This window comes from Pseudomonas sp. NC02, assembly GCF_002874965.1.
Classification (GTDB): domain Bacteria; phylum Pseudomonadota; class Gammaproteobacteria; order Pseudomonadales; family Pseudomonadaceae; genus Aquipseudomonas.
In genome coordinates, this window is the sequence record NZ_CP025624.1 from 6,424,131 (window position 1) to 6,447,077 (window position 22,947).

Genomic DNA, 22,947 nt, shown 5'->3' on the forward strand with positions numbered 1-22,947 from the left:
GCTCCCTCGCCACAACAAGCTCGCTCCTACAAGGGGACGCGCTTTAGTCTTCCAGCAGCTCTTCAGCCTGACCCAGGATGTTTTCCAGGGTGAAACCGAACTCTTCGAACAACGCTGGCGCCGGCGCCGACTCACCGTAGGTGGTCATGCCGATCACGCGACCTTCCAGGCCCACGTACTTGTACCAGTAGTCGGCGTGAGCCGCTTCGATGGCGATACGTGCGCTGACCTGCAACGGCAACACCGATTGCTTGTAGTCGGCGTCCTGGGCTTCGAAGACGCTGGTGCACGGCATGGAAACCACACGCACGTTGCGACCGGCGGCAGTCAGCTTGTCGTACGCCTGAACCGCCAGGCCCACTTCGGAACCGGTGGAGATCAGGATCAGCTCCGGCTCGCCGATGCAGTCTTTCAGCACGTAGCCACCACGGCTGATGCCTTCGATCTGCGCCGCGTCGCGGGTTTGGTGCTGCAGGTTCTGACGGGAGAAGATCAGCGCCGAAGGACCGTCCTTGCGCTCGATTGCGTGCTTCCAGGCCACAGCCGATTCGACCGCGTCCGATGGGCGCCAGGTGTCCAGGTTCGGCGTGGTGCGCAAGCTGGTCAATTGCTCGACCGGCTGGTGCGTCGGGCCGTCTTCGCCCAGGCCGATGGAGTCGTGGGTGTAGACGAAGATCACACGCTTCTTCATCAACGACGCCATGCGTACGGCGTTGCGCGCGTATTCCATGAACATCAGGAAGGTCGCGCCGTAAGGCACCAGGCCGCCGTGCAGGGCAACGCCGTTCATGATGGCGCTCATGCCGAACTCGCGCACGCCGTAGTACATGTAGTTGCCGCTGGCGTCTTCCGCCGAGACACCTTTGCAACCTTTCCACAGGGTCAGGTTGGAACCGGCCAGGTCAGCCGAACCGCCGAGGAACTCAGGCAGCAGCGGGCCGAACGCGTTCAGGGTGTTCTGGCTGGCTTTACGGCTGGCGATGGTTTCGCCCTTGGCCGCCACTTCGGCGATGTAGGCCGAGGCCTTTTCAGCGAAGTCGGCAGGCAGGTCACCGGCCAGGCGGCGAACCAGTTCGTTGGCCAACTCAGGGAATTCGGCGGAGTAGGCCGCGAAACGCTGGTCCCACTCGGCTTCGACCGCCAGGCCGGCTTCCTTGGCGTTCCACTCGGCGTAGATGTCAGCAGGGATTTCGAACGGGCCGTGGTTCCACTTCAGCGCAGCGCGGGTCAGGGCGATTTCCGCGTCACCCAGTGGGGCGCCGTGGCAATCTTCCTTGCCTTGCTTGTTCGGCGAACCGAAACCGATGGTGGTCTTGCAGCAGATCAGGGTTGGCTGCTCGCTCTTGCGGGCGGTGTCGATGGCGGTCTTGATCTCTTCAGGATCGTGGCCGTCGACGTTGCGGATCACCTGCCAGTTGTAGGCTTCGAAACGCTTAGGCGTGTCGTCGGTGAACCAGCCTTCGACTTCGCCGTCGATGGAGATGCCGTTGTCATCGTAGAAGGCGATCAGCTTGCCCAGGCCCAGGGTACCGGCCAGGGAGGCGACTTCGTGGGAAATGCCTTCCATCATGCAGCCATCACCGAGGAACACGTAGGTGTGGTGGTCGACAATGTTGTGGTTCGGGCGGTTGAACTGCGCAGCCAGCACTTTTTCAGCCAGGGCAAAACCCACGGCGTTGGCCAGGCCCTGGCCCAGTGGACCGGTGGTGGTCTCAACGCCAGGGGTGTAGCCGTATTCCGGGTGGCCCGGGGTGCGGCTGTGGATCTGGCGGAAGTTTTTCAGGTCGTCGATGGTGACGTCGTAGCCGGTCAGGTGCAGCAACGAGTAGATCAGCATCGAGCCGTGGCCGTTGGACAGGATGAACCGGTCACGGTCGGCGAACGACGGGTTGCTCGGGTTGTGTTTCAGGTAGTCACGCCAAAGTACCTCGGCGATATCCGCCATGCCCATCGGGGCACCGGGATGGCCGCTGTTGGCTTTTTGCACGGCATCCATGCTGAGGGCACGAATGGCGTTGGCACGCTCACGACGGCTGGGCATCGCTGATCTCCTGGAGGTTGAATAAAAGAAACGGAAAAAAGGATCGGCATTTTCCCTCAGCCACGGCCCTCGGGGCAATGACAGATAGTCACTTGGGGGTGTTTTTCCTGCGGATTGACTGGAGAAACCGCCCCCCGCTTCGTCCATGGGTTATAGCGGCTGCTTATAACCACCGATTATCGACCAATATCAAAACTTTTTGATATTGCCCTTGCGGGGTTTTCCCACCGTCACTAGACTGCTGGCCTTATGAACCTGAGCGCACCTTCCATTCGACCCGACGACAGCGACGAGCTGGCAGCCCTGTGCAAGGCCGGTGGCGATCCGTTGCGCCTGAATGTGTTGCGCGCGCTGACCAACGATTCGTTCGGGGTGCTGGAGCTGGCGCAGATCTTCGCCATCGGCCAATCCGGCATGAGCCACCACTTGAAGGTACTGGCCCAGGCCGACCTGGTGGCGACCCGCCGCGAGGGCAATGCGATTTTTTACCGTCGCGCCCTGCCCCACACCGAGCAACTGGGCGGCAAGCTGCACGCCGCGCTGCTCGAAGAAATAGACAGCCTGGCGCTGCCAGCTGACGTGCAGTCGCGCATCAGCCAGGTGCACGGGCAACGTGCTGCCGCCAGCCAGGACTTTTTCTCACGGGTAGCCGAGAAGTTTCGCGCCCAGCAGGATCTGATCGCCGGCTTGGCGCAATACCGCGAAAGCGTGCTGGCACTTTTGGACAAGCTGAGCTTCAGTGATGAGGCTACGGCGGTCGAAGTGGGCCCGGGTGATGGCGGCTTCCTGCCGGAGCTGGCGCGGCGCTTTCATCAGGTCACGGCGCTGGACAACAGCCCGGCGATGCTGGAGCTGGCCCGCCAATTGTGTGAGCGCGAAGCGCTGGGCAATGTCCACCTGCAGTTGGCGGACGCCCTGAATGACACCAGCCTGCGGGCCGATTGCGTGGTGCTGAACATGGTCCTGCACCATTTCGCCGCCCCGGCAGACGCCCTCAGGCAGATGGCAAATTTGCTGCAACCAGGCGGCAGCCTGTTGGTCACGGATTTATGCAGCCACAACCAGAGTTGGGCCAGGGAAGCCTGCGGTGATCTCTGGCTGGGTTTTGAACAGGACGATCTGGCCCGTTGGGCCACCGCTGCGGGACTCGTTCCCGGGGAAAGCCTCTATGTAGGTTTACGTAATGGTTTCCAGATTCAGGTCCGCCATTTTCAGCGGCCGGCTGGCGACACTCACCATCGGTAAATATCAGGAAAACATCGAGATGAGCGAATACTCCCTTTTCACCTCCGAGTCCGTGTCTGAAGGGCATCCGGACAAAATCGCCGACCAGATCTCTGACGCGGTGCTGGACGCCATCATCGCTGAAGACAAGTTCGCCCGAGTGGCGTGCGAGACTCTGGTGAAAACGGGCGTGGCGATCATCGCCGGCGAAGTCACCACCTCTGCCTGGGTAGACCTGGAGCAGATCGTGCGTGATGTGATCATCGACATCGGCTACAACAGCTCCGACGTCGGCTTCGACGGTGCGACCTGCGGCGTGATGAACATCATCGGCAAGCAGTCCCCTGACATCAACCAGGGTGTCGACCGTGCCAAGCCTGAAGATCAGGGCGCCGGCGACCAGGGCCTGATGTTCGGCTATGCCAGCAACGAAACCGACGTGCTGATGCCGGCACCGATCACCTTCTCCCACCAGTTGGTGAAGCGCCAGGCCGAAGCCCGTAAATCCGGTGCATTGCCATGGCTGCGCCCGGACGCCAAGTCCCAGGTGACCTGCCGTTATGAAGGCGGCAAAGTCGTCGCCATCGACGCGGTGGTACTGTCGACCCAGCACAACCCGGACGTTTCCTACGCCGACCTGCGCGAAGGCGTCATGGAGCTGATCGTCAAGCACGTGCTGCCTGCCGAACTGCTGACCAAGGACACCCAGTTCCACATCAACCCGACCGGCCAGTTCATCATCGGTGGCCCGGTGGGCGACTGCGGCCTGACCGGTCGCAAGATCATCGTCGACAGCTACGGCGGCATGGCCCGTCACGGCGGTGGCGCGTTCTCCGGCAAGGATCCATCCAAGGTTGACCGTTCGGCGGCCTACGCCGGTCGTTACGTGGCCAAGAACATCGTGGCCGCCGGCCTGGCCGAGCGTTGCGAGATTCAAGTGTCCTACGCAATCGGTGTGGCCCAGCCTACGTCGATCTCGCTGAACACCTTCGGTACCGGCAAGATCAGCGACGACAAGATCGTCAAGCTGGTGCGTGAGATCTTCGACCTGCGTCCTTACGCAATCACCACCATGCTCGACCTGCTGCACCCGATGTACCAGGAAACTGCGGCCTACGGCCACTTCGGTCGTACCCCTGAGCAGAAGACTGTCGGCAACGACACGTTCACTACGTTCACCTGGGAAAAGACCGACCGTGCCAACGACCTGCGTACTGCCGCCGGCCTGTAATCGTCCTACGGTGTACACAAAGCCCCGGCGTTCTGTTCAAACGAGCAGAAACATCGGGTAAAAAGCCTCGCGGTTGCGGGGCTTTTTTATGCCCGCAGGGATGGCTTAGGCTGGGCGCCCTTTTCAGAGCAAGGATGCTCATGATGACGTCACTTATGCGCTGGCTGTTTTTCCTTTTACTCAGCTTCTCGCCGCTCACTGCGTGGTCGCAGGAGTGCCCCGACTGGGAGGCCGATCACGCCCGGGCCCAGATCAGCACCCTGGCGCAACAAATCCGCTTGTGGGATGACAGCTACCACCGGCTCGGCCAGTCATTGATCAGCGATGAGCTGTATGACCAGGCCAGCCAGCGCCTTGCCCAATGGCGCAGGTGTTTCACTCCCTCCGCCCCAGTCACGGACGACCCGCTGGGCAGCGCGCGAGGCACGACCGCCCACCCGACGCCCCACACCGGCCTGGAAAAACTGCTGGACGATAACGCCGTGCAAACCTGGCTGAGGACTCGCCAGGACGTGTGGATCCAGCCCAAGGTCGATGGCGTCGCCGTCACGCTGGTTTACCGCAAGGGCCGGTTGAGCCGGGTCATCAGTCGCGGCGATGGCCGGCTGGGCCAGGATTGGTCAGCCTCCGCCCGCCGGATTCCCGGGATCGTGCAGCAACTGCCCGAGCCCGTTGACCTGCTGTTGCAGGGCGAACTCTATTGGCGACTGAATGACCATGTGCAAGCTGCCAAAGGTGGCCTCGGCGCCCGCGGCAAAGTGGCCGGGCTGATGAATCGCCGGCAGTTGAGCGAAGCCGAGGCCGCCAATATCGGTCTGTTTGTCTGGGCCTGGCCCCAGGGCCCCGATGGCTTTTCCGAGCGGCTGAGCCAACTGGCGCAATGGGGCTTCACCGACAGCGGGCGCTACAGCCACCCGATCAAGGACATGACCGAAGCGGCGCACTGGCGCAGCTATTGGTACAGCCACCCGCTGCCCTTCGCCAGCGACGGCGTGGTATTGCATCAAGGCCAGCGGGCCCCGGCCGAGCGCTGGCGGGTCAGCGCGCCCTACTGGGCGGTTGCCTGGAAGTACCCGGTGGCCAAGGCGCTGGCCCATGTGCGCAAGGTGCACTTCAAGATTGGCCGCACCGGGCGCATCACCTCCATCCTGGAGTTGGAACCGGTACTGCTCGATGACCGGAAGATCAGCCGGGTCAGTGTCGGTTCGCTGAAACGCTGGCGGGAACTGGATATCCGTACTGGCGACCAGGTCTCCATCAGCCTCGCCGGGCACGTCATCCCCCGCCTTGACCGCGTCATCCTGCGCAGCCAGCCACGGGCCGAGTTGCAGGTCCCGCAGGCCAGGGACTTCCACCCCTTGAGTTGCTGGCAACTGGCCCCGGGTTGCGAAGAACAGCTGCTCGCGCGCCTGACCTGGCTGAGCGGCGCCCAGGGCCTGGCCCTGCCACACATCGGCCGCGAAACCTGGAACACCTTGATCCAGGCCGGCCTGATCGACGGCCTGCTCGATTGGTTAACCCTGGATGAGGCAGAGCTTGCTAACATTGATGGCTTCGGCGAACGCAGCAGTGCGCGTTTACTCGACAGCTTGCGCAGCGCCCGGCAGCGACCGTTCGCGCAATGGCTGATGGCCCTGGGAGTACCGCCCACGGCGCGCAACAATCTACAAGGCGGCTGGCAAACCCTGGCCGCCAGAGACACTCAAGCCTGGCTGGCCGAAGACGGCATAGGCCCGGGTCGCGCGGCGCAACTGAGCGCTTTTTTTCGCGACCCGCAGGTACTGGCCTTGAGTGAAACATTACGGGCTGCCGGGATAGATGGTTTTTGACCTCTGCCCGACGGCATTAACCGGTGCCGGCAGAATTCATCCTGCCCACCTGATTGCGACCTTGTTTGCCTTGGAGCCTTTATGAAATTTCTTGCACCTTTTGCCCTGTTGACCGTCGCTACCCTTATGTCCGCGCCATTGCTGGCAGCCGAGGAAGCTGCGCCACTCACAGGCTGCGCCGCCAAGCGCGAGTCCATCAGCACCCAGATCGAACAAGCCAAGGCCCACGGCAACAGTGAGCAACAAGCCGGCCTGGAAAAAGCCTTGAGTGAAGTCACCGCCAACTGCACCGATGCCTCCTTGAAAAAGGAGCGGGAAAACAAGGTGCTCGACGCCAAGCACGAAGTCAGCCGCCGTCAGGCTGACCTCGACAAGGCCATGAAGAAGGGTGATTCCGACAAGATCAACAAGCGCAAGGACAAGCTGGCCCAGTCACGCAAGGACTTGCAGGAAGCCCTGGACGAACTGGACAAGTAAGACGGCCTCAGTGATCGCGGAACTGTTTATGGCACGCGGTGCAGGCATCTTCGACTTTCTGCACCGCCGGCCCGAGGTTGCTGGCCTTGTAGGGCTGGACCTGGCTGGCGATCACCAGTTCACCGGTGGCCGTTTCAAGGTTTCGAGCCATTTCCTGGAAACGTGCCTGCTGCTGCCACACGTCGTCCTTGGCGCTGGTGTGGTCTTCTTCACGCACGCTCGGGAAATGTTTCCACGGTTCGTGGGACAACGCATCAAGCTTGACCGCGCCTTCGGCAAATTTGCCGCCGTCGAATGGAATGCGCCCACGCAACATGCCGCCCAGGTCTTCGCCGGTCTTGAGCATCTGCTTGAAAATGGCCTTGCGCTGGCCAAGGGGCGAATTCGGATCAACCCCGCCGCAGGCGGACAGTGTCAGGCAGGCCAGCAATACAACGGTCAGTCTTTTAAAAGTCATGATGGCTCAAGGTTACGGGAAACGGCGGCCAGTATCCTCGCCCCGCCCGCAAAGACCAATACCCCTATTAATAATAAGGGTTGCTCGAACGCCAGCCGATACGAGCAATCGCTTCAGGAATTTTGTGTATGAATACCCGTTTTAAGCCTTGGCGCCGCCTCGTGTGGGCCCTGCCAATGATCGCGCTGCTGGCCGGTTGCGACACCGGCAAGGACGAAAAAGCCAAGCCCCACGCCATTGCTACCTACGTCGGCGCCACCTGGGAAAACCTGCCGGCCGTGTCGGACAGCGACCTGCAAGCCGGCTTCGAATCCTGGCGCAGTGCCTGTCAACGCCTCAAGGCTGACCCGGTATGGGGTGCGACGTGCGCGGCATCGGCCACCGTGCCGTCGACCGCAGTGGCGATTCGTGACTTCCTCAAGGCCAACCTCGACGTCTACGGCCTGCGCTCGGCCGACAACAGCCCCAACGGCCTGATCACCGGCTACTACGAACCGGTTTACCCCGGCAGCCTCACCGAAACCGCCACCGCCCATGTACCGGTGTTCGGCGTGCCGGATGACCTGATCATCGTCAACCTGGAAAGCATCTACCCGGAGCTCAAGGGCAAGCGCCTGCGCGGTCGCCTGGAAGGCCGGGTACTCAAACCCTATGACGACGCCAGCACCATCAACCACCAAGGCTCCACCGCCAAGCCCATCGCCTGGCTGACCAACCCGATGGACCTGCAATTCCTGCAGATCCAGGGTTCGGGTCGTATCCAACTGGCCGACGGCCGCCAATTGCGGGTGGGTTACGGCGACCAGAACGGATACCCGTACCGCCCCATCGGCCGCTGGCTGGTGGAGCAGGGCGAGCTGAAAAAAGAAGACGTGACTATGGGCGCCATCGCTGCCTGGGCCAAGGCGCATCCGCAGCGTATTCCTGAATTGCTGGCAAGCAACCCCAGCTACGTGTTCTTCAGTGCCCGCCCCGACAGCAACGAAGGCCCGCGTGGCTCGCTGAACGTGCCGCTGACTGCGGGGTATAGCGTTGCGGTGGATCGCAAGGTGATTCCGCTGGGCAGCCTGTTGTGGCTGTCGACTACCCGACCGGATGGTGCGCCGATTGCCCGCCCGGTGGCCGCGCAGGATACCGGTGGTGCAATTACCGGCGAAGTGCGGGCCGACCTGTTCTGGGGAACCGGTGATGCCGCCGGCGAGTTGGCGGGCAACATGAAGCAGCAGGGCCAGATCTGGATGCTGTGGCCCAAAGGCGCAGCGTTGCCAAAAGTGCCGGATGTGCCGACAGGCACCTGAAGAACACCAAGGTCTATGTGGGAGCGGGCTTGTGTGGGAGCGGGCTTGCTCGCGAATGCGGTGGATCAGTCGATACATCCGGTGACTGACACACCGCATTCGCGAGCAAGCCCGCTCCCACACTTGAACAGTGTCAGGCTTCAGATCGAGACGAAGAAAAAGCTCGCAATCAACGCCATCCCTACCGCCCACACCACCGACCGCAGCATCGCCCAGTCCGCCAGGTAGCAGATGATGTAGAGCAACCGGCTGGTGATGAACAGCACCGCCAGGACGTTGATCGTCACCAGCGACGCAACGCCAGCCAGATGGGCAATGATCACCGCGGCCGCAAAGGCCGGGGTCACTTCGAAGCTGTTGAGTTGCGCACTGTGGGCGCGCTTGGCAAACCCCTCGAGGGTGTCGAGGAACGCCCGCGGGTCATGGTTCTGCCGGGGCCCGAACTTGCCGCCGCTGAACTTGGCCACGCCCGTGCACAGGTACGGCAGAAAGATTGCGATCAACACACACCAGAAAGCGACTGTCATAACCCATTCCTTTTTTAGTTTTATCCGACGGTTAGAGTTTCATCACGAACATGCCGATCAGTACCAACCCACAGGCTATGAGCCGTGGGCGGCCGAAAGGTTCTTTCAGGTAACGCATGCCGAACAGCACCACCAGGATCACGCTGACTTCCCGCAGCGCAGCGGCTTCGGCAATCGAGCCCAACTGCATGGCCCAAAGCACCAGAGCGTAGCTCAACAACACGCACAACCCGACACTCAGCCCCAGCCTCCACTGCGTGCGCCAGAACAGCCCGAACGCCGCCCGTTTGCGCACCATCGCCAGCAACGGAAACGGCCATGCGCTTATCAGCGTCAGCCACACCAGGTAGTCCAGCGGGTGTGACCAACGGCGCAATGCCTGGCCATCGAGGAAGGTGTAGCAACCGATACACAAGCCGATCAACGCCACCACCGGCAGCATCGACCAGGGCAACCGGTCGCCACCGCCGCCCTGCCACAACAGGCACAGCATGCCGAACGGGATCAGCAGAATGCCGAGAATCTGCTGGGTACTGAGCACCTCACCGGCAAACACCAGCGTCAGCGCCAGCACCACCAAAGGCGACAAGCCGCGCATCAATGGGTACACCAGGCCCAGGTCACCCACGCGATAGGCCTGGATCAGCAGGTAGCGGTAGAGCAATTCAAACAACGCCGAGGCGATGATCCACGGCCAGATTTCCAGTGGCGGAAACGATACAAACCCCACCGCCAGCACCACAAACAGCAACGCCACCGTGTCCATGCACGCGATGACCAACAGGCGCTCGCCGCTGAATTTGATCAAGGTGTTCCACGTCGCATGCAACAACGCCGCTACCAGTACCAGAGCTGTTGCGATCACGGTGACTCCCCAGTCATAAAAAGCGGAATTGATTCGCCATATTTCAGCACCTGTTTATACTAAAGCCGACCACGCCGCACTCAGTTGCGCAAAGACCTGGACCAATAAATTTTTGCTGCTGCCCGATCTTCGCCGATCCGGGCGTCGGCCTGCGTATGCCTGATCAGAGCGCCACGATTACCGAAGGAGAACCTCGCATGCCGCTCGGTGCCTGGATCGGCGGGATGGTGGTGGCGGCACTTTTGTTCATCGACCTGCAACGTCGCCGCCCGGCTGCGGTCAACGTAGCCAACTGATAAATGTGTTCTGTGTGGGAGCTGTCGAGCTTTAGCGAGGCTGCGATACAGGCGATGCGGTCTTGCAGCCTCACCCAGGTGATGCCATCGCAGCCTCGCTGGGGCTCGACAGCTCCCACATATGATCTCTACTCACTCCTCCATCCAAGGACCCCGGATGCTTGAACTTGTCGCTGCGTTTATTTGCCTCACCACCCTGCTCACGTATGTGAACTACCGCTTCATCGGCCTGCCGCCCACCATCGGTGTGATGGTCACGGCACTGATGTTTTCCCTGCTGCTGCAAGGCTTGAGCTTTATCGGCTACCCCGGCCTTGAAGAGCGCATCCAGCAGTTGATCGGCCAGATCGACTTCGGCGACCTGCTGATGAACTGGATGCTCTCGTTCCTGCTGTTCGCCGGCGCCTTGCACGTCAACCTGAGCGACCTGCGCAGCTACCGCTGGCCCATCGGCCTGCTCGCCACCTTCGGCGTATTGATTGCCACGGTGGTGATCGGCAGCCTGGCCTTCTACATCTTTGCCCTGTTCGGCTGGCACGTGAGTTTCCTGTACTGCCTGCTGTTCGGCGCGCTGATTTCCCCCACCGACCCGATTGCCGTACTCGGTGTGCTGCGGACCGCCAATGCGTCGAAACCGCTGAAAACCACCATCGTCGGCGAATCGCTGTTCAACGACGGCACCGCGGTGGTGGTGTTCACCGTGTTGCTGGGCATCGCGCAACTGGGCGAGACGCCTACGGTCGGCGCCACGGCCATGCTGTTTGCCCATGAAGCGATTGGCGGCGTGGTGTTTGGCGGGCTGATCGGCTACATCGTGTACCTGATGATCAAGAGCATCGAGCAGTATCAGATCGAAGTGATGCTGACCCTGGCCCTGGTGATCGGCGGCTCGGCGATGGCCACTGAACTGCACGTCTCGGCACCCATTGCGATGGTGGTGGCGGGCCTGATCATCGGCAACCTCGGCCGCAAGCTGGCGATGAACGACATGACCCGGCGCTACCTGGACGGCTTCTGGGAACTGCTCGATGACATGCTCAACGCCCTGCTGTTTGCGCTGATCGGCATGGAACTGCTGCTGTTGCCGTTCAACTGGCTGCACGTGTTGGCCGCCAGTTTGCTGGCCGTGGCAATCCTGTTGTCACGCCTGCTGACGGTGGCCCCGGCGATCCTGCTGCTGCGCCGCTGGCGCACGGTGCCCCGCGGCACCATCCGCATCCTCACCTGGGGTGGCTTGCGCGGCGGGGTTTCCGTGGCACTGGCCCTGGCCCTGCCACTGGGCCCGGAGCGTGACTTGCTGCTGAGCATCACCTACATCGTGGTGCTGTCTTCGATCCTGTTGCAGGGCTTGAGCATCGGCAAGCTGGTCAAGCATGTGACCAAGGATGAGCCGGCGCCTGCTGCGGCGCCGGAGACTCACTGACCCTTGTTGATCTGCTGCGGATGCCTCGGATCCGCAGCGGCTTTGCCCGGCAGGCTGCTTTCGCTGCGAATCTGCGCATGGCTGATCAGCGCAAAGATAAAGCTGCCGCCGATGATATTGCCCGCCAGCGTCGGCCCGGCGAACACCAGCCAGAAGTCTTTCCACGGCAGCTCGCCGGCAAATACCAGGTACGACACTTCCGCCGAGCCCACCACGATGTGGGTGAAGTCTCCCAGTGCCATCAGGTAGGTGATCAGGATGATGATCCAGATTTTGGCGCTTTCCATGGATGGGATCATCCACACCATGGTGGCGATCATCCAGCCCGACACGATGCCCTTGGCGAACATCTGGTAGGCGTCGTTTTCCATGACCTTGCGCCCGATTTCCAGGAAGGCCAGGTCGGTCTTGGTGTCAAAGATCGGCAAGTGCAGCATCACGTACGCCACCAGCAAGGTGCCGCACAGGTTGCCCACCAGCACCACGGCCCATAAACGCAGCAGGCGTGCGAAATTCTTCAGCGTGGGTTTGCTCATCACCGGCAACACCGCGGTCAGGGTGTTTTCGGTGAATAACTGCTGACGGGCGAGGATCACGGCAAGAAAGCCGGCGCAGTAACCAAAACTGGCGATCACCTTGAACTCTTCGCCATCCGGCAGGCGCGAGTTGAGCAAGCCCATGCCCATCAGTGACAGGCCCATGGTCAGGCCGGCGGCCAGCGCCGACCACCACAACGCGGCGACGTTGCGCTCCAGTTCCTGATCGCCTTGAGTGCGGATGATTTCATGCAGAACCGCCGCGCGAGGCGGCTGGTTCTTGTCGACGTCGTGCTGCTCTTCCTGCGACAGATTGGGGGTCTTGCCGTCTTCTTGCGTGGCCATGGTGATACCTGAACGGGGGGGCGATGTTCAGGTACGACCTATGGTTGATCAAGAGCGTTCACTGGCCCTGCGCAGGATTACTCGCCGAGGCCTTCCGACTGGAACTGATCCTTCACGTACTTGATCTCGGTACGGCCGTGGGGCGCCGGCAACCCGTCTTCGCCCAGGTTCACGAAGACCATTTTTTCCACCGTCAGAATGCTCTTGCGCGTGATCTTGTTGCGCACTTCACAGGTCAGGGTGATGGAGGTGCGACCGAACTCGGTGGCGGTGATGCCCAGTTCGATGATGTCGCCCTGGCGCGAGGCGCTGACGAAGTTGATTTCGGAGATGTACTTGGTCACCACCCGCTGGTTGCCCAACTGGACAATCGCGTAGATGGCCGCTTCTTCGTCGATCCAGCGCAGCAGGCTGCCACCGAACAGGGTGCCGTTGGGGTTGAGGTCTTCGGGTTTTACCCATTTGCGGGTGTGGAAGTTCATGTTCACTCCAAAGCGTGTTGCGAAATGATGGGCAACATCATGGCAGAGGCCGGGCCCAAGCTCTATGAGCCATTGCCTATCAACCCCATGAGCGATCTTCATGCCGCCGACAGAAAGGCTTTAGAAGTCAGGCGCAGGCGGCTATAATCGCCTCCGCTTCAAAACGGTCATCTTCGATTGATACCGTTCTCCCGCCACCTGTCCGAGGGGCGCTGCAGCAGGCTCGACCTGTCAGGCTCGGATGGGGCGTTGTCCGGCCTGGTTAGCCAGCTGGATACTAAACGCACAACGGCGCCCATTCGCACACTACGAATGGAGGCTCTTCATGAGCGCTGTAATCACGCCTGCAGGTTTTACCGACTACAAAGTCGCCGACATGTCCCTCGCTGCCTGGGGCCGTCGCGAAACCTTTATCGCCGAATCCGAAATGCCAGCCCTGATGGGCCTGCGTCGCAAGTACGCCGCTGAGCAGCCGCTCAAGGGCGCGAAGATTCTCGGCTGCATCCACATGACCATTCAGACTGCCGTGCTGATCGAAACCCTGGTTGCCCTGGGTGCCGAAGTACGCTGGTCGTCCTGCAACATTTTCTCGACTCAAGACCAGGCCGCTGCCGCTATCGCTGCTGCCGGTATCGCCGTGTTCGCCTGGAAAGGCGAAACCGAAGAAGAGTACGAGTGGTGCCTGGAGCAAACCATCCTCAAGGATGGCAAGCCATGGGACGCCAACATGATCCTCGACGACGGCGGCGACCTGACCGAACTGCTGCACAAGAAGTACCCGCAGATCCTCGACCGCGTCCACGGTGTGACCGAAGAAACCACCACCGGCGTACACCGCCTGCTGGACATGCTGGCCAAGGGCGAGCTGAAAATCCCGGCCATCAACGTCAACGACTCGGTGACCAAGAGCAAGAACGACAACAAGTACGGCTGCCGTCACAGCCTGAACGATGCGATCAAGCGCGGCACCGACCACCTGTTGTCCGGCAAGCAAGCGCTGGTGATCGGCTACGGTGACGTGGGCAAGGGTTCGTCCCAGTCCCTGCGTCAGGAAGGCATGATCGTTAAAGTCTCCGAAGTCGACCCGATCTGCGCCATGCAAGCCTGCATGGACGGTTTCGAAGTGGTTTCGCCGTTCATCAACGGCCAGAACGACGGCACCGAAGCCAGCATCGACAAGGCCCTGTTGGGTAAGATCGACCTGATCGTGACCACCACCGGCAACGTGAACGTGTGCGACTCGAACATGCTCAAGGCCCTGAAAAAGCGCGCCGTGGTGTGCAACATCGGTCACTTCGACAACGAAATCGACACCGCTTTCATGCGCAAGAACTGGGCATGGGAAGAAGTGAAGCCACAGGTACACAAGGTTCACCGTACCGGTGCTGGCGATTTCGACCCGCAGAACGATGACTACCTGATCCTGCTGGCCGAAGGCCGTCTGGTCAACCTGGGCAACGCCACTGGCCACCCAAGCCGCATCATGGATGGCTCGTTCGCCAACCAGGTACTGGCGCAGATCTTCCTGTTCGGCCAGAAATACGCCGACCTGTCGCCCGCCCAGAAAGCCGAGCGCCTGACCGTGGAAGTACTGCCGAAGAAACTCGACGAAGAAGTGGCCCTGGAAATGGTCCGCGGCTTCGGCGGCGTAGTGACTCAACTGACCAAGACCCAGGCCGACTACATCGGCGTGACGGTCGAAGGCCCGTTCAAGCCGCACGCTTACCGCTACTGATTTGCCTGCTGCCTGCTCCCCATGTGGGGGCAGGCTTTTGTGGGAGCGGGCTTGCTCGCGAAGGCGGTGTGTCAGTCGACTTATCGACTACTGGCATACCGCATTCGCGAGCAAGCCCGCTCCCACATTGACGGTGTGCACCTTCTGGCTTTATGAGTTTCCATAGGTATGACCATGTCCCAAGACCGTCGCTACAGCTTCGAGTTCTTCCCGACCAAGACCGATGCTGGGCATGAAAAACTGATGGCAACTGCCAAGCAGTTGGCCAGCTACCACCCCGATTTCTTCTCCTGCACCTACGGTGCCGGTGGCTCCACCCGCGATCGCACGATCAACACCGTGCTGCAGCTGGAAAGCCAAGTCAAAGTACCTGCAGCTCCGCATTTGTCCTGCGTGGGCGACAGCAAGGCCGACCTGCGCAGCCTGCTGACCCAATACAAGCAAGCCGGCATCAAGCGCATCGTCGCCCTGCGCGGTGACCTGCCGTCCGGGATGGGCATGGCCAGCGGCGAGCTGCGCTACGCCAATGACCTGGTGAGCTTCATTCGCGAAGAAACCGGCGATCACTTCCACATCGAAGTGGCCGCTTATCCGGAGATGCACCCCCAGGCGCGCAATTTCGAAGACGATCTGCAGAATTTCGTGCGCAAGGCCAACGCCGGCGCCAACAGCGCGATCACCCAGTACTTCTTCAACGCAGAGAGCTACTTCTACTTCGTTGAGCGTGTACAAGCGATGGGCGTGAACATCCCGATCGTGCCGGGCATCATGCCGATCACCAACTACAGCAAACTGGCGCGCTTCTCTGACGCCTGCGGCGCGGAAATCCCACGCTGGATTCGTAAACAACTGGAAGCCTACGGCGACGACGTCAAGAGCATCCAGGCGTTCGGCGAACAGGTCATCAGCGAAATGTGTGAACAATTGTTGCAAGGTGGCGCGCCAGGGTTGCACTTCTATACCCTGAACCAGGCTGAGCCAAGCCTCGCTGTCTGGAACAACCTGAAGCTGCCACGCTAAGGTCTGTTCCGAAATGCAAAGGCCCTCATAATGAGGGCCTTTGCCGTTCTAAACGCCCACGGAATTCTGCAGTCCATGAATACAACCGCCCCGACGTCCCGCCCGCAACTGGTCTATCTGGTGTTCGGCGCAGAGACTTACCATCAGGAAGCGGTATTCAGCATCGCCAGCGCCCTGTCGTTCCTGCGGGACGAGCCGGACACAGGCATCGACATCCAGGTCTTCACCGACAACCCCGAGCCCTACCGCCTGCTGCCGGTACGGGTACGCCCGCTGGACGAAGCCACGCGCAAACGCTGGAGCGAGCCTCACGGCTACCACTTTCGCACCAAGCACGTAGTGCTGCGGCAAGTGTTGCAAGAATCCGAAGTGGCGCTGCTGATCGACACCGACACGTTTTTCCACCATTCGCCCCTGGCGCTGTTTGAACGCGTGCAGCCCGGCACCCTGCTGTGCAACGCCTTCTACACCAAGTACGGCGACAACCACGAAAGCATTCTGTACAGCGCTCTATACCGCCGCCTGCTGGACATGGGCGTGGCCGACGATGACATGATGACCCTCAATTCAGGGGTCATGGGCCTGACGCAGCAGGACGCGCACATCCTCGACCGCTCGATCGAGTTGATGGACGAACTGTTTCCCCATGCCCGCGGCGCCTACACCCTGGAAGAGTTCTGCCTGTCCATTGCCGCCTATCGCACCCTCAACGTGCGCGAATGCCCGGACCTGATCCACCATTACTGGAGCCGCAAACAGCTGTTCCGGGCCAAGGTCAAGGCGTGGATCGCCAAGCATGGGGCAAACCCCACCAGCGCCACGGCCCTGAATGACACGCGCCAGGTTTCCGCCCACCTGCCCCGCCCGCCTCGTCTGCAACGCTTGATGTACAAGCTGATCACCCTGGCACTGCCCAAGCACCAACAGCAGTTCATCCGGGAAATCCTCTACGGCTGCTATGAACATGAAAACGAGTTCGACCAGGCGTGTGGCCCGGTTTGGTGGGACAAGGCCCGACAAAACCAGGAAGAGCGCCAGGGCCGACCGGTGGATGCCCATCTGCTGGAGCACTGGTTTGGCAATCCCGTGGTGCGGCTGATTCTCGGCGAGCGGCGCGAGGCGATCTACGAACACCTGATCAAATCTCCGGGCAAGTAAACCTGGCGGGCGCCCGCAGATCACTGTGCCAGAGCTTCTCTTTAGCCCGATACAGTCGTAATCTCAGGGTATGCCTGTCACTTTCCGGTTATTGACTGCTGTTCTTTTCGCTTGCCTGAGCCTCGGTGCCCATGGCGAGAAACTGCGCATTGTCACCGAGCCCTGGGCGCCTTACGTCTACGACGACAACGGCACCATGCGCGGGCTCGACTACGAGACCACGGTGATCGTGTTCCAGCGCCTGGGCATCGATGTGGATTGGCAATTCCTGCCCTGGAAGCGCTGCCTGGCGATGCTCGACCAGGGCCAGGCCGACGGCGCACTGGATATTTTCCATAGCCATGAACGCGACGCGGTGCTGCTGTACCCCAGCGAGCCGCTGTCCGAGGTGGAGTTCGTGCTGTTCTACGCCAATCAGCGCCCACACCCGTTCCAGACCTTCGACGACCTGCGCGGCCTGACCATCGGCACCTCGCCAGGCTACCTCTATGGCGCCGAATTCAGCGAGTCCACCCTCTTCAAGCAGGAGCCGGCCGCCAGCCATGAGGCCAACTTCGGCAAACTGGCCCTTGGCCGGATCGACCTGGTGATCACGGACCGTCGGGTTGGCCAGCATGTACTCAAGGCCCTTGGACTTGAGGACCAGGTCACCCAGGCCCCCCAGGTGGTCAGCAGCCAGCCACAGTTCCTGGCCGTGCGCCGCGGTGCCGGCATGGATTTGCTGGTGCAACGCTTCGCCGCCGAACTCAAACGCTTCAAGCAAGAGCCTGCCTACGCGGCCTTGAGTGCCAAATATGCGGGCAGCAGCCCGCAAACCAGCGCATCAGCCCTGCCCGTACGCACCGTTGAGCAGCAGGAAAGCAGCGCAGAGTGATTGCTCTGTTATACTCCGGCCTTTCCGCCAGGCTTACGCCCGGACGCTTCGGTCTTGCAAAAGGCACCCGACCCCGCTACAGCGCAGCTTTCAAGCCCGCGCGAGCCGTCTGAGTGCCCGCCAGCCCCAGCAGGACCGGACGGGATTGCGTTCATCTAAACGCCATTCACGCCAGGCAAGACTATCCCTCTGGGCCAAGCCCTAACTAAAACAGGATTACTCATGTCCTTTGCTTCCCTCGGTCTCTCCGAGGCTTTAGTCCGCGCCATCGAGGCAGCGGGCTATACCGAGCCTACTCCGGTGCAACAGCGGGCCATTCCCGCCGTGTTGCAAGGCCGCGACCTGATGGTTGCGGCTCAGACAGGTACTGGTAAAACCGGCGGCTTCGCCCTTCCGATCCTGGAGCGGTTGTTCCCCAACGGTCACCCGGACAAATCCCAGCGTCATGGCCCGCGCCAACCGCGCGTACTGGTCCTGACCCCTACCCGCGAACTCGCCGCACAAGTGCATGACAGCTTCAAGCTGTATGCCCGCGACTTGAAGTTCGTCAGCGCCTGCATCTTCGGCGGCGTCGGCATGAACCCACAGGTTCAGGCCATGTCCCGCGGTGTCGACGTACTGGTTGCATGCCCGGGTCGCTTGCTCGACCTGTGCGGCCAAGGCAGCGTCGATTTGTCCCACGTGGAAATCCTCGTGCTGGACGAAGCCGACCGCATGCTCGACATGGGCTTTGTCCATGACGTGAAAAAGGTCCTCGCGCGCCTGCCGGCCAAACGCCAGAACCTGCTGTTCTCGGCCACGTTCTCCAACGACATCACCGCGTTGGCGGGCAAGTTGTTGCACAACCCCGAGCGCATTGAAGTCACGCCGCCGAACACCACGGTCGAGCGTATCGAGCAGCGCGTATTCCGCCTGCCGGCCGCCCACAAGCGTTCGCTGCTGGCCCACCTGATCACCGCCGGCGCGTGGGAACAGGTGCTGGTGTTCACCCGCACCAAGCACGGCGCCAACCGCCTGGCCGAGTACCTGGACAAGCACGGCCTCACCGCCGTCGCGATCCACGGCAACAAGAGCCAGAATGCCCGCACCAAAGCCCTGGCCGACTTCAAGGCCGGTGAAGTGCGCATCCTGGTCGCCACCGACATCGCCGCTCGCGGCCTGGACATCGACCAACTGCCCCACGTGGTCAACTTCGAGCTGCCAAACGTCGACGAAGACTACGTGCACCGTATCGGCCGTACTGGCCGGGCCGGTCGTTCGGGCGAGGCCATTTCCCTGGTCGCACCGGACGAAGAAAAGCTGCTGAAAAGCATCGAGCGCATGACCAAGCAGAAAATCGCCGACGGCGACCTGATGGGCTTCGACTCCAGCGCGGTTGAGGCCGAGAAGCCTGAAGTGCGCGAACGTCCGGACGTGCGCAACCCGCGCAACAACCCACGCGGTCCGAAGGGCGATGGCCCGAACGGCGGCGGCGGTGGTGGCGGTCGTAAAGACAAGGGCAAGGACAAGGGCGGCAAGGACAAGGCTGCGACCAATGGCCGTGGCGAACGCCCGGCCCGTGAGCAAAAGCCCCGTGAAGGCACCCCGGCCCGCGAACAGCGCCAGCCGAGCCAGCCGCCACGTGCTGCTGCCGACCGTGCTCCGGACGAGTTCCTGGACGACGACGTGGACAACTTCGGTAACCGCGTTGACTACGTGCCCCAGGCCAAGCCGGCCCAGGGCCGTGGTCGTCGTCCGGGCGCTCCGGCCCAGGGCGCAGGCGCCGGTACTCCGCGTACCGGCGGGCAGCCACAAGGTCGCCAGAACGGTCCGCGCAGCAGCAACGGCGCCACCACCGGCACCCCGCCTGCCAAGCGCAGCGGCCCGCGCAACGGTGCACCGCGTGACGGCCAGGCCCGTCGCGAAGAGTCGCGCAACCGTCGCCCGGCCCGTGATGATCAACCTCGCCTGTCGGAGCCAGCGGTGCAAAACCCGCGCGGCGGCCCGGCACCGAAGATCATCCACAAAGAGTCGAAAAGCGATCGCACGCTGACACCTGAGCAGTTGGATCAACTGCCGGGCCGTCCACGTGGTGAAAAACCGGCGTTGCTGACCCGCAACCGCTGAGTTTTCAAAGCGCCATGAAAAATGCCCCGGATCGCGAGATCCGGGGCATTTTTGTGTGGCCGGCGAAAATTACTTCGCTTTCACACCTTCAAACGTCACGTACAGCTCAACGTTGTTGGACGCTGGACCCAGGTCCATCTGCTTGCCGAAGTCCTGGCGATTGAAGGAGGTAGTACCTTCAAAGCCGGCACGGTAGCCGCCCCATGGATCCTTGCCTTCACCCAGGAAGGTCGCCTTGACGACGATCGGCTTGGTCACGCCGTGAAAGGTCAGGTCGCCGGTCACGTCAGCAGTGACTTGGCCAGCGGCATTCTTGCCAGTGGTCTTGACGCTGGTGGAGACGAACTTGGCATCGGCAAACTTGCCAACGTCCAGGAAGTCTTTGCTGGCGATGTGCTTGTCACGTTCGGCGTGGTTGGTGAACACGCTGGCGGTGCGGACGTTGAACTCAATCTTGCTGTCTTCAGGCTTGGCAGCATCGAAGCTGAACTTGCCGTCCAGGTCCTTGAAGGTACCGGTGATGAAGCTGTAGCCCAAGTGGCTGATCTTGAAGTCAACGAAGGCGTGCTGGCCTTCCTTGTCGACAACGTAGTCAGCTGCCATCGCCTGACCGGCAGTCAGCAGGGCAGAACCGATGGCCAGAGCGGCGAGAGTCTTTTTCAACATGCTTTCTATTCCTTGTGAGTCGAGGTTGAACATCAGGCTTTGCGCCCCAGCATACGAACCAGGGTCACATCACGATCAATGAAATGGTGTTTCAGCGCGGCCACGCCATGCAGGCCGGCGAACACCACCAATACCCAGGCCAGGTACAAATGCACCACGCCTGCAGTGTCTGCCTGGTCCGGTAGCCCGGAAACCAGCGCAGGAATCTCAAACAAGCCAAACACCGGGATCCCGACACCGTCTGCGGTGGAAATCAGGTAACCGGCAATCATCACGGCAAACAGCCCGAGATACAGGAACGCGTGGCCAAACGCAGCCCCCAGACGCGTCATGCGGCTATAGCTGGCAAGCGGTGGCGGCGGCGGGCTGACCAGGCGCCAGACGATCCGCACGAGCATGATGGCGAACAGCGTAATGCCGATGCTCTTGTGCAGGTCCGGGGCGTCTTTGCGCCAGGCACTGTAGTAGTCGAGACCGACCATCCACAGGCCCAATGCGAACAGACCGAACACCACCAGGGCCACGCCCCAGTGCAAAACGATGCTGACCCAGCCATAGCGGGCCGGTGAATTACGTAGTTGCATGTCCCAAATCCCGTAAGAGCTGTGGCAAGACTATCGATTTACCTATCGAATTAAAGCGGAAAATTTCGCTTTGAAATATCGAGAAATACGATCAAGAGCGTATGCAGAGTAAGTTAACAAGAGATTAAGGACTATCCAGAAGAAACGTGACGGACTGTCCTGCGTTTACCACCAATTTACGCTTCAGACTCGCAATGGGTTGTGACACAGGCCTGCATTGCATAGGCTTGCGCGATTGTTTCGCCCGCGCACGTCGCGAGCCGCTTCGAGGAGAATAAACATGGGTTTGAATAACCAGTGGATGCAACGCGACCTTGCGGTGCTGTGGCATCCCTGCACCCAGATGAAAGACCACCAGCAACTGCCGCTGATCCCGATCAAGCGCGGTGAAGGCATCTGGCTGGAAGACTTCGAAGGCAAACGCTACCTCGACGCCGTCAGTTCCTGGTGGGTCAACGTGTTTGGCCACGCCAACCCGCGCATCAACCAGCGCATCAAGGACCAGGTCGACCAGCTGGAACACGTGATCCTCGCCGGCTTCAGCCACCAGCCGGTAATCGAGCTGTCCGAGCGCCTGGTGAAGATGACCCCCGAAGGCCTGACCCGCTGTTTCTACGCCGACAACGGTTCGTCGTGCATCGAAGTCGCGCTGAAGATGAGCTTTCACTATTGGCTCAACCGCGGCCTGCCGAACAAAAAGCGCTTTGTCACCCTGACCAACAGCTACCACGGCGAAACCATCGCCGCGATGTCGGTAGGCGATGTGCCGCTGTTCACCGAGACCTATAAAGCCCTGCTGCTGGACACCATCAAGGTGCCGAGCCCCGACTGCTACCTGCGCCCCGACGGCATGAGCTGGGAAGAACATTCCCGGAACATGTTCCTGGCCATGGAGCAGACCCTGGCCGAAAACCACGACACCGTGGCCGCCGTGATCGTCGAGCCGCTGATCCAGGGCGCCGGCGGCATGCGCATGTACCACCCGGTGTACCTCAAGCTGCTGCGCGAAGCCTGCGACCGTTATGGCGTGCACCTGATCCACGACGAAATCGCCGTGGGCTTTGGCCGCACCGGTACGATGTTCGCCTGCGAACAGGCCGGCATCCGCCCGGACTTCCTGTGCCTGTCCAAGGCCCTGACCGGCGGCTACCTGCCGCTCGCCGCGGTGGTCACCACCGACGATGTGTACGACGCCTTCTACGACGACTACCCGACCCTGCGGGCCTTCCTGCACTCCCACAGCTACACCGGCAACCCGCTGGCCTGTGCGGCGGCCCTGGCGACCCTGGATATCTTCGAAGAAGACAACGTCATCGAAAACAACAAGGCCCTGGCCCAGCGCATGGCCACCGCCACCGCGCACCTGGTGGACCATCCGCACGTCTCGGAAGTGCGCCAGACCGGCATGGTGCTGGCCATCGAGATGGTGCAGGACAAGGCCACCAAGACCGCCTACCCGTGGCAGGAACGCCGTGGCCTGAAGGTGTTCGAACATGCGCTGGAGCGAGGCGCGTTGCTGCGGCCGTTGGGCAGCGTGGTGTACTTCCTGCCGCCGTATGTGATCACCCCGGAGCAGATCGACTTCCTGGCTGAAGTGGCCAGCGAAGGGATCGACATTGCCACCAACAGCAAGGTCAGCGTGGCGGTGCCCAAGGATTTCCACCCGGGGTTTCGTGATCCGGGCTGATTGAGTTGATCGTTCCCACGCTCCGCGTGGGAATGCAGCCATGGACGCTCCGCGTCCGCCCTGCACACTATTTCCAGAGAACAGAA

Annotated in this window: 20 protein-coding genes and 1 riboswitch; of the genes, 12 read left to right on the forward strand and 8 right to left on the reverse strand. The window is 61.4% G+C overall.

Translation table 11 applies throughout. The annotated features are described in order from the left end of the window. Positions 1-43 precede the first annotated feature (43 nt). Entirely contained in the window at positions 44-2,041 is a 1,998-nt protein-coding gene (gene tkt / locus C0058_RS30275; RefSeq protein WP_102370080.1) for a transketolase, read from the reverse strand. A gap of 249 nt (positions 2,042-2,290) precedes the next feature. Between tkt and C0058_RS30280 the strand changes: the two genes are divergently transcribed. From C0058_RS30280 to C0058_RS30295, 4 genes are all read left to right on the forward strand, one after another. Next, on the forward strand, positions 2,291-3,286 hold the full coding sequence (locus C0058_RS30280) for a metalloregulator ArsR/SmtB family transcription factor (RefSeq protein WP_003216864.1): 996 nt from the start codon (positions 2,291-2,293) through the stop codon (positions 3,284-3,286). A 19-nt stretch (positions 3,287-3,305) separates the two neighbouring features. Next, positions 3,306-4,496 (forward strand): methionine adenosyltransferase, encoded by a 1,191-nt coding sequence (metK, locus tag C0058_RS30285; RefSeq protein ID WP_003216863.1) that lies wholly within the window; start codon positions 3,306-3,308, stop codon positions 4,494-4,496. A gap of 155 nt (positions 4,497-4,651) precedes the next feature. Next, complete coding sequence (gene ligB, locus C0058_RS30290) at positions 4,652-6,325, forward strand: NAD-dependent DNA ligase LigB (RefSeq protein ID WP_174717802.1); 1,674 nt, start codon at positions 4,652-4,654, stop codon at positions 6,323-6,325. Between the two features lie 81 nt (positions 6,326-6,406). Continuing rightward, on the forward strand, positions 6,407-6,802 hold the full coding sequence (locus C0058_RS30295) for a DUF1090 domain-containing protein (protein WP_008434082.1): 396 nt from the start codon (positions 6,407-6,409) through the stop codon (positions 6,800-6,802). Between the two features lie 7 nt (positions 6,803-6,809). Here the strand turns inward: C0058_RS30295 and C0058_RS30300 are convergent, their stop codons facing one another. Continuing rightward, positions 6,810-7,259, reverse strand: a complete 450-nt coding sequence (locus C0058_RS30300; RefSeq protein ID WP_008434083.1) for a cytochrome c — start codon at positions 7,257-7,259, stop codon at positions 6,810-6,812. A gap of 128 nt (positions 7,260-7,387) precedes the next feature. Between C0058_RS30300 and C0058_RS30305 the strand changes: the two genes are divergently transcribed. Further along, entirely contained in the window at positions 7,388-8,557 is a 1,170-nt protein-coding gene (locus C0058_RS30305; protein WP_102370082.1) for a murein transglycosylase A, read from the forward strand. Positions 8,558-8,697: 140 nt separating this feature from the next. Here the strand turns inward: C0058_RS30305 and C0058_RS30315 are convergent, their stop codons facing one another. Both C0058_RS30315 and C0058_RS30320 read right to left on the reverse strand, forming a co-directional pair. Continuing rightward, on the reverse strand, positions 8,698-9,084 hold the full coding sequence (locus C0058_RS30315) for an MAPEG family protein (protein WP_003216858.1): 387 nt from the start codon (positions 9,082-9,084) through the stop codon (positions 8,698-8,700). A gap of 31 nt (positions 9,085-9,115) precedes the next feature. Then, entirely contained in the window at positions 9,116-9,949 is an 834-nt protein-coding gene (locus C0058_RS30320) for an EamA family transporter (RefSeq protein ID WP_063026578.1), read from the reverse strand. Positions 9,950-10,402: 453 nt separating this feature from the next. Here C0058_RS30320 and C0058_RS30325 point away from each other — a divergent pair, with 453 nt between their 5' ends. Beyond that, complete coding sequence (locus C0058_RS30325; protein ID WP_008434094.1) at positions 10,403-11,668, forward strand: sodium:proton antiporter; 1,266 nt, start codon at positions 10,403-10,405, stop codon at positions 11,666-11,668. Here the strand turns inward: C0058_RS30325 and C0058_RS30330 are convergent. Next, positions 11,662-12,549, reverse strand: a complete 888-nt coding sequence (locus tag C0058_RS30330; RefSeq protein WP_008434095.1) for a formate/nitrite transporter family protein — start codon at positions 12,547-12,549, stop codon at positions 11,662-11,664. The genes C0058_RS30325 and C0058_RS30330 overlap by 7 nt on opposite strands. A 77-nt stretch (positions 12,550-12,626) precedes the next feature. Continuing rightward, positions 12,627-13,031: an acyl-CoA thioesterase gene (locus C0058_RS30335; protein WP_003216852.1), complete on the reverse strand. Its 405-nt coding sequence runs from the start codon at positions 13,029-13,031 to the stop codon at positions 12,627-12,629. 198 nt (positions 13,032-13,229) lie between these two features. Then, positions 13,230-13,335: riboswitch (S-adenosyl-L-homocysteine riboswitch) on the forward strand. Positions 13,336-13,356: 21 nt separating this feature from the next. Between C0058_RS30335 and ahcY the strand changes: the two genes are divergently transcribed. The 5 genes from ahcY to C0058_RS30360 all read left to right on the forward strand — a co-directional run bounded on the left by ahcY (position 13,357) and on the right by C0058_RS30360 (position 19,924). Next, positions 13,357-14,766, forward strand: coding sequence for an adenosylhomocysteinase (gene ahcY / locus C0058_RS30340; RefSeq protein ID WP_003216850.1), 1,410 nt, complete (start codon positions 13,357-13,359; stop codon positions 14,764-14,766). Positions 14,767-14,940: 174 nt separating this feature from the next. Continuing rightward, complete coding sequence (gene metF, locus C0058_RS30345; protein WP_008434100.1) at positions 14,941-15,786, forward strand: methylenetetrahydrofolate reductase [NAD(P)H]; 846 nt, start codon at positions 14,941-14,943, stop codon at positions 15,784-15,786. A 75-nt stretch (positions 15,787-15,861) separates the two neighbouring features. Next, positions 15,862-16,944: a hypothetical protein gene (locus C0058_RS30350; protein ID WP_102370083.1), complete on the forward strand. Its 1,083-nt coding sequence runs from the start codon at positions 15,862-15,864 to the stop codon at positions 16,942-16,944. Positions 16,945-17,014: 70 nt separating this feature from the next. Continuing rightward, the gene (locus C0058_RS30355) at positions 17,015-17,818 is read left to right on the forward strand and encodes an ABC transporter substrate-binding protein (RefSeq protein ID WP_023659310.1); all 804 of its coding nucleotides are present in this window, start codon (positions 17,015-17,017) and stop codon (positions 17,816-17,818) included. A 222-nt stretch (positions 17,819-18,040) separates the two neighbouring features. Next, positions 18,041-19,924, forward strand: a complete 1,884-nt coding sequence (locus tag C0058_RS30360) for a DEAD/DEAH box helicase (RefSeq protein WP_003216846.1) — start codon at positions 18,041-18,043, stop codon at positions 19,922-19,924. 69 nt (positions 19,925-19,993) lie between these two features. On the opposite strand, the gene C0058_RS30365 is transcribed toward C0058_RS30360, so the two are convergent. Further along, a complete protein-coding gene (locus tag C0058_RS30365) occupies positions 19,994-20,590 on the reverse strand; it encodes a YceI family protein (RefSeq protein WP_003216844.1) in 597 nt (198 codons plus the stop codon). Between the two features lie 32 nt (positions 20,591-20,622). After that, positions 20,623-21,174, reverse strand: a complete 552-nt coding sequence (locus C0058_RS30370; protein WP_003216842.1) for a cytochrome b — start codon at positions 21,172-21,174, stop codon at positions 20,623-20,625. 280 nt (positions 21,175-21,454) lie between these two features. Between C0058_RS30370 and C0058_RS30375 the strand changes: the two genes are divergently transcribed. Next, on the forward strand, positions 21,455-22,861 hold the full coding sequence (locus C0058_RS30375) for an adenosylmethionine--8-amino-7-oxononanoate transaminase (RefSeq protein ID WP_003216840.1): 1,407 nt from the start codon (positions 21,455-21,457) through the stop codon (positions 22,859-22,861). Positions 22,862-22,947: the final 86 nt, after the last annotated feature.

Excerpts from the sequence above, each read along its gene's own strand:
- tkt (WP_102370080.1), bottom strand. The coding sequence starts at position 2,041 with ATGCCCAGCCGTCGTGAGCGTGCCAACGCCATTCGTGCCCTCAGCATG.
- C0058_RS30280 (WP_003216864.1), top strand. The coding sequence starts at position 2,291 with ATGAACCTGAGCGCACCTTCCATTCGACCCGACGACAGCGACGAGCTG.
- metK (WP_003216863.1), top strand. The coding sequence starts at position 3,306 with ATGAGCGAATACTCCCTTTTCACCTCCGAGTCCGTGTCTGAAGGGCAT.
- ligB (WP_174717802.1), top strand. The coding sequence starts at position 4,652 with ATGCGCTGGCTGTTTTTCCTTTTACTCAGCTTCTCGCCGCTCACTGCG.
- C0058_RS30295 (WP_008434082.1), top strand. The coding sequence starts at position 6,407 with ATGAAATTTCTTGCACCTTTTGCCCTGTTGACCGTCGCTACCCTTATG.
- C0058_RS30300 (WP_008434083.1), bottom strand. The coding sequence starts at position 7,259 with ATGACTTTTAAAAGACTGACCGTTGTATTGCTGGCCTGCCTGACACTG.
- C0058_RS30305 (WP_102370082.1), top strand. The coding sequence starts at position 7,388 with ATGAATACCCGTTTTAAGCCTTGGCGCCGCCTCGTGTGGGCCCTGCCA.
- C0058_RS30315 (WP_003216858.1), bottom strand. The coding sequence starts at position 9,084 with ATGACAGTCGCTTTCTGGTGTGTGTTGATCGCAATCTTTCTGCCGTAC.
- C0058_RS30325 (WP_008434094.1), top strand. The coding sequence starts at position 10,403 with ATGCTTGAACTTGTCGCTGCGTTTATTTGCCTCACCACCCTGCTCACG.
- C0058_RS30330 (WP_008434095.1), bottom strand. The coding sequence starts at position 12,549 with ATGGCCACGCAAGAAGACGGCAAGACCCCCAATCTGTCGCAGGAAGAG.
- C0058_RS30335 (WP_003216852.1), bottom strand. The coding sequence starts at position 13,031 with ATGAACTTCCACACCCGCAAATGGGTAAAACCCGAAGACCTCAACCCC.
- ahcY (WP_003216850.1), top strand. The coding sequence starts at position 13,357 with ATGAGCGCTGTAATCACGCCTGCAGGTTTTACCGACTACAAAGTCGCC.
- metF (WP_008434100.1), top strand. The coding sequence starts at position 14,941 with ATGTCCCAAGACCGTCGCTACAGCTTCGAGTTCTTCCCGACCAAGACC.
- C0058_RS30350 (WP_102370083.1), top strand. The coding sequence starts at position 15,862 with ATGAATACAACCGCCCCGACGTCCCGCCCGCAACTGGTCTATCTGGTG.
- C0058_RS30355 (WP_023659310.1), top strand. The coding sequence starts at position 17,015 with ATGCCTGTCACTTTCCGGTTATTGACTGCTGTTCTTTTCGCTTGCCTG.
- C0058_RS30360 (WP_003216846.1), top strand. The coding sequence starts at position 18,041 with ATGTCCTTTGCTTCCCTCGGTCTCTCCGAGGCTTTAGTCCGCGCCATC.
- C0058_RS30365 (WP_003216844.1), bottom strand. The coding sequence starts at position 20,590 with ATGTTGAAAAAGACTCTCGCCGCTCTGGCCATCGGTTCTGCCCTGCTG.
- C0058_RS30370 (WP_003216842.1), bottom strand. The coding sequence starts at position 21,174 with ATGCAACTACGTAATTCACCGGCCCGCTATGGCTGGGTCAGCATCGTT.
- C0058_RS30375 (WP_003216840.1), top strand. The coding sequence starts at position 21,455 with ATGGGTTTGAATAACCAGTGGATGCAACGCGACCTTGCGGTGCTGTGG.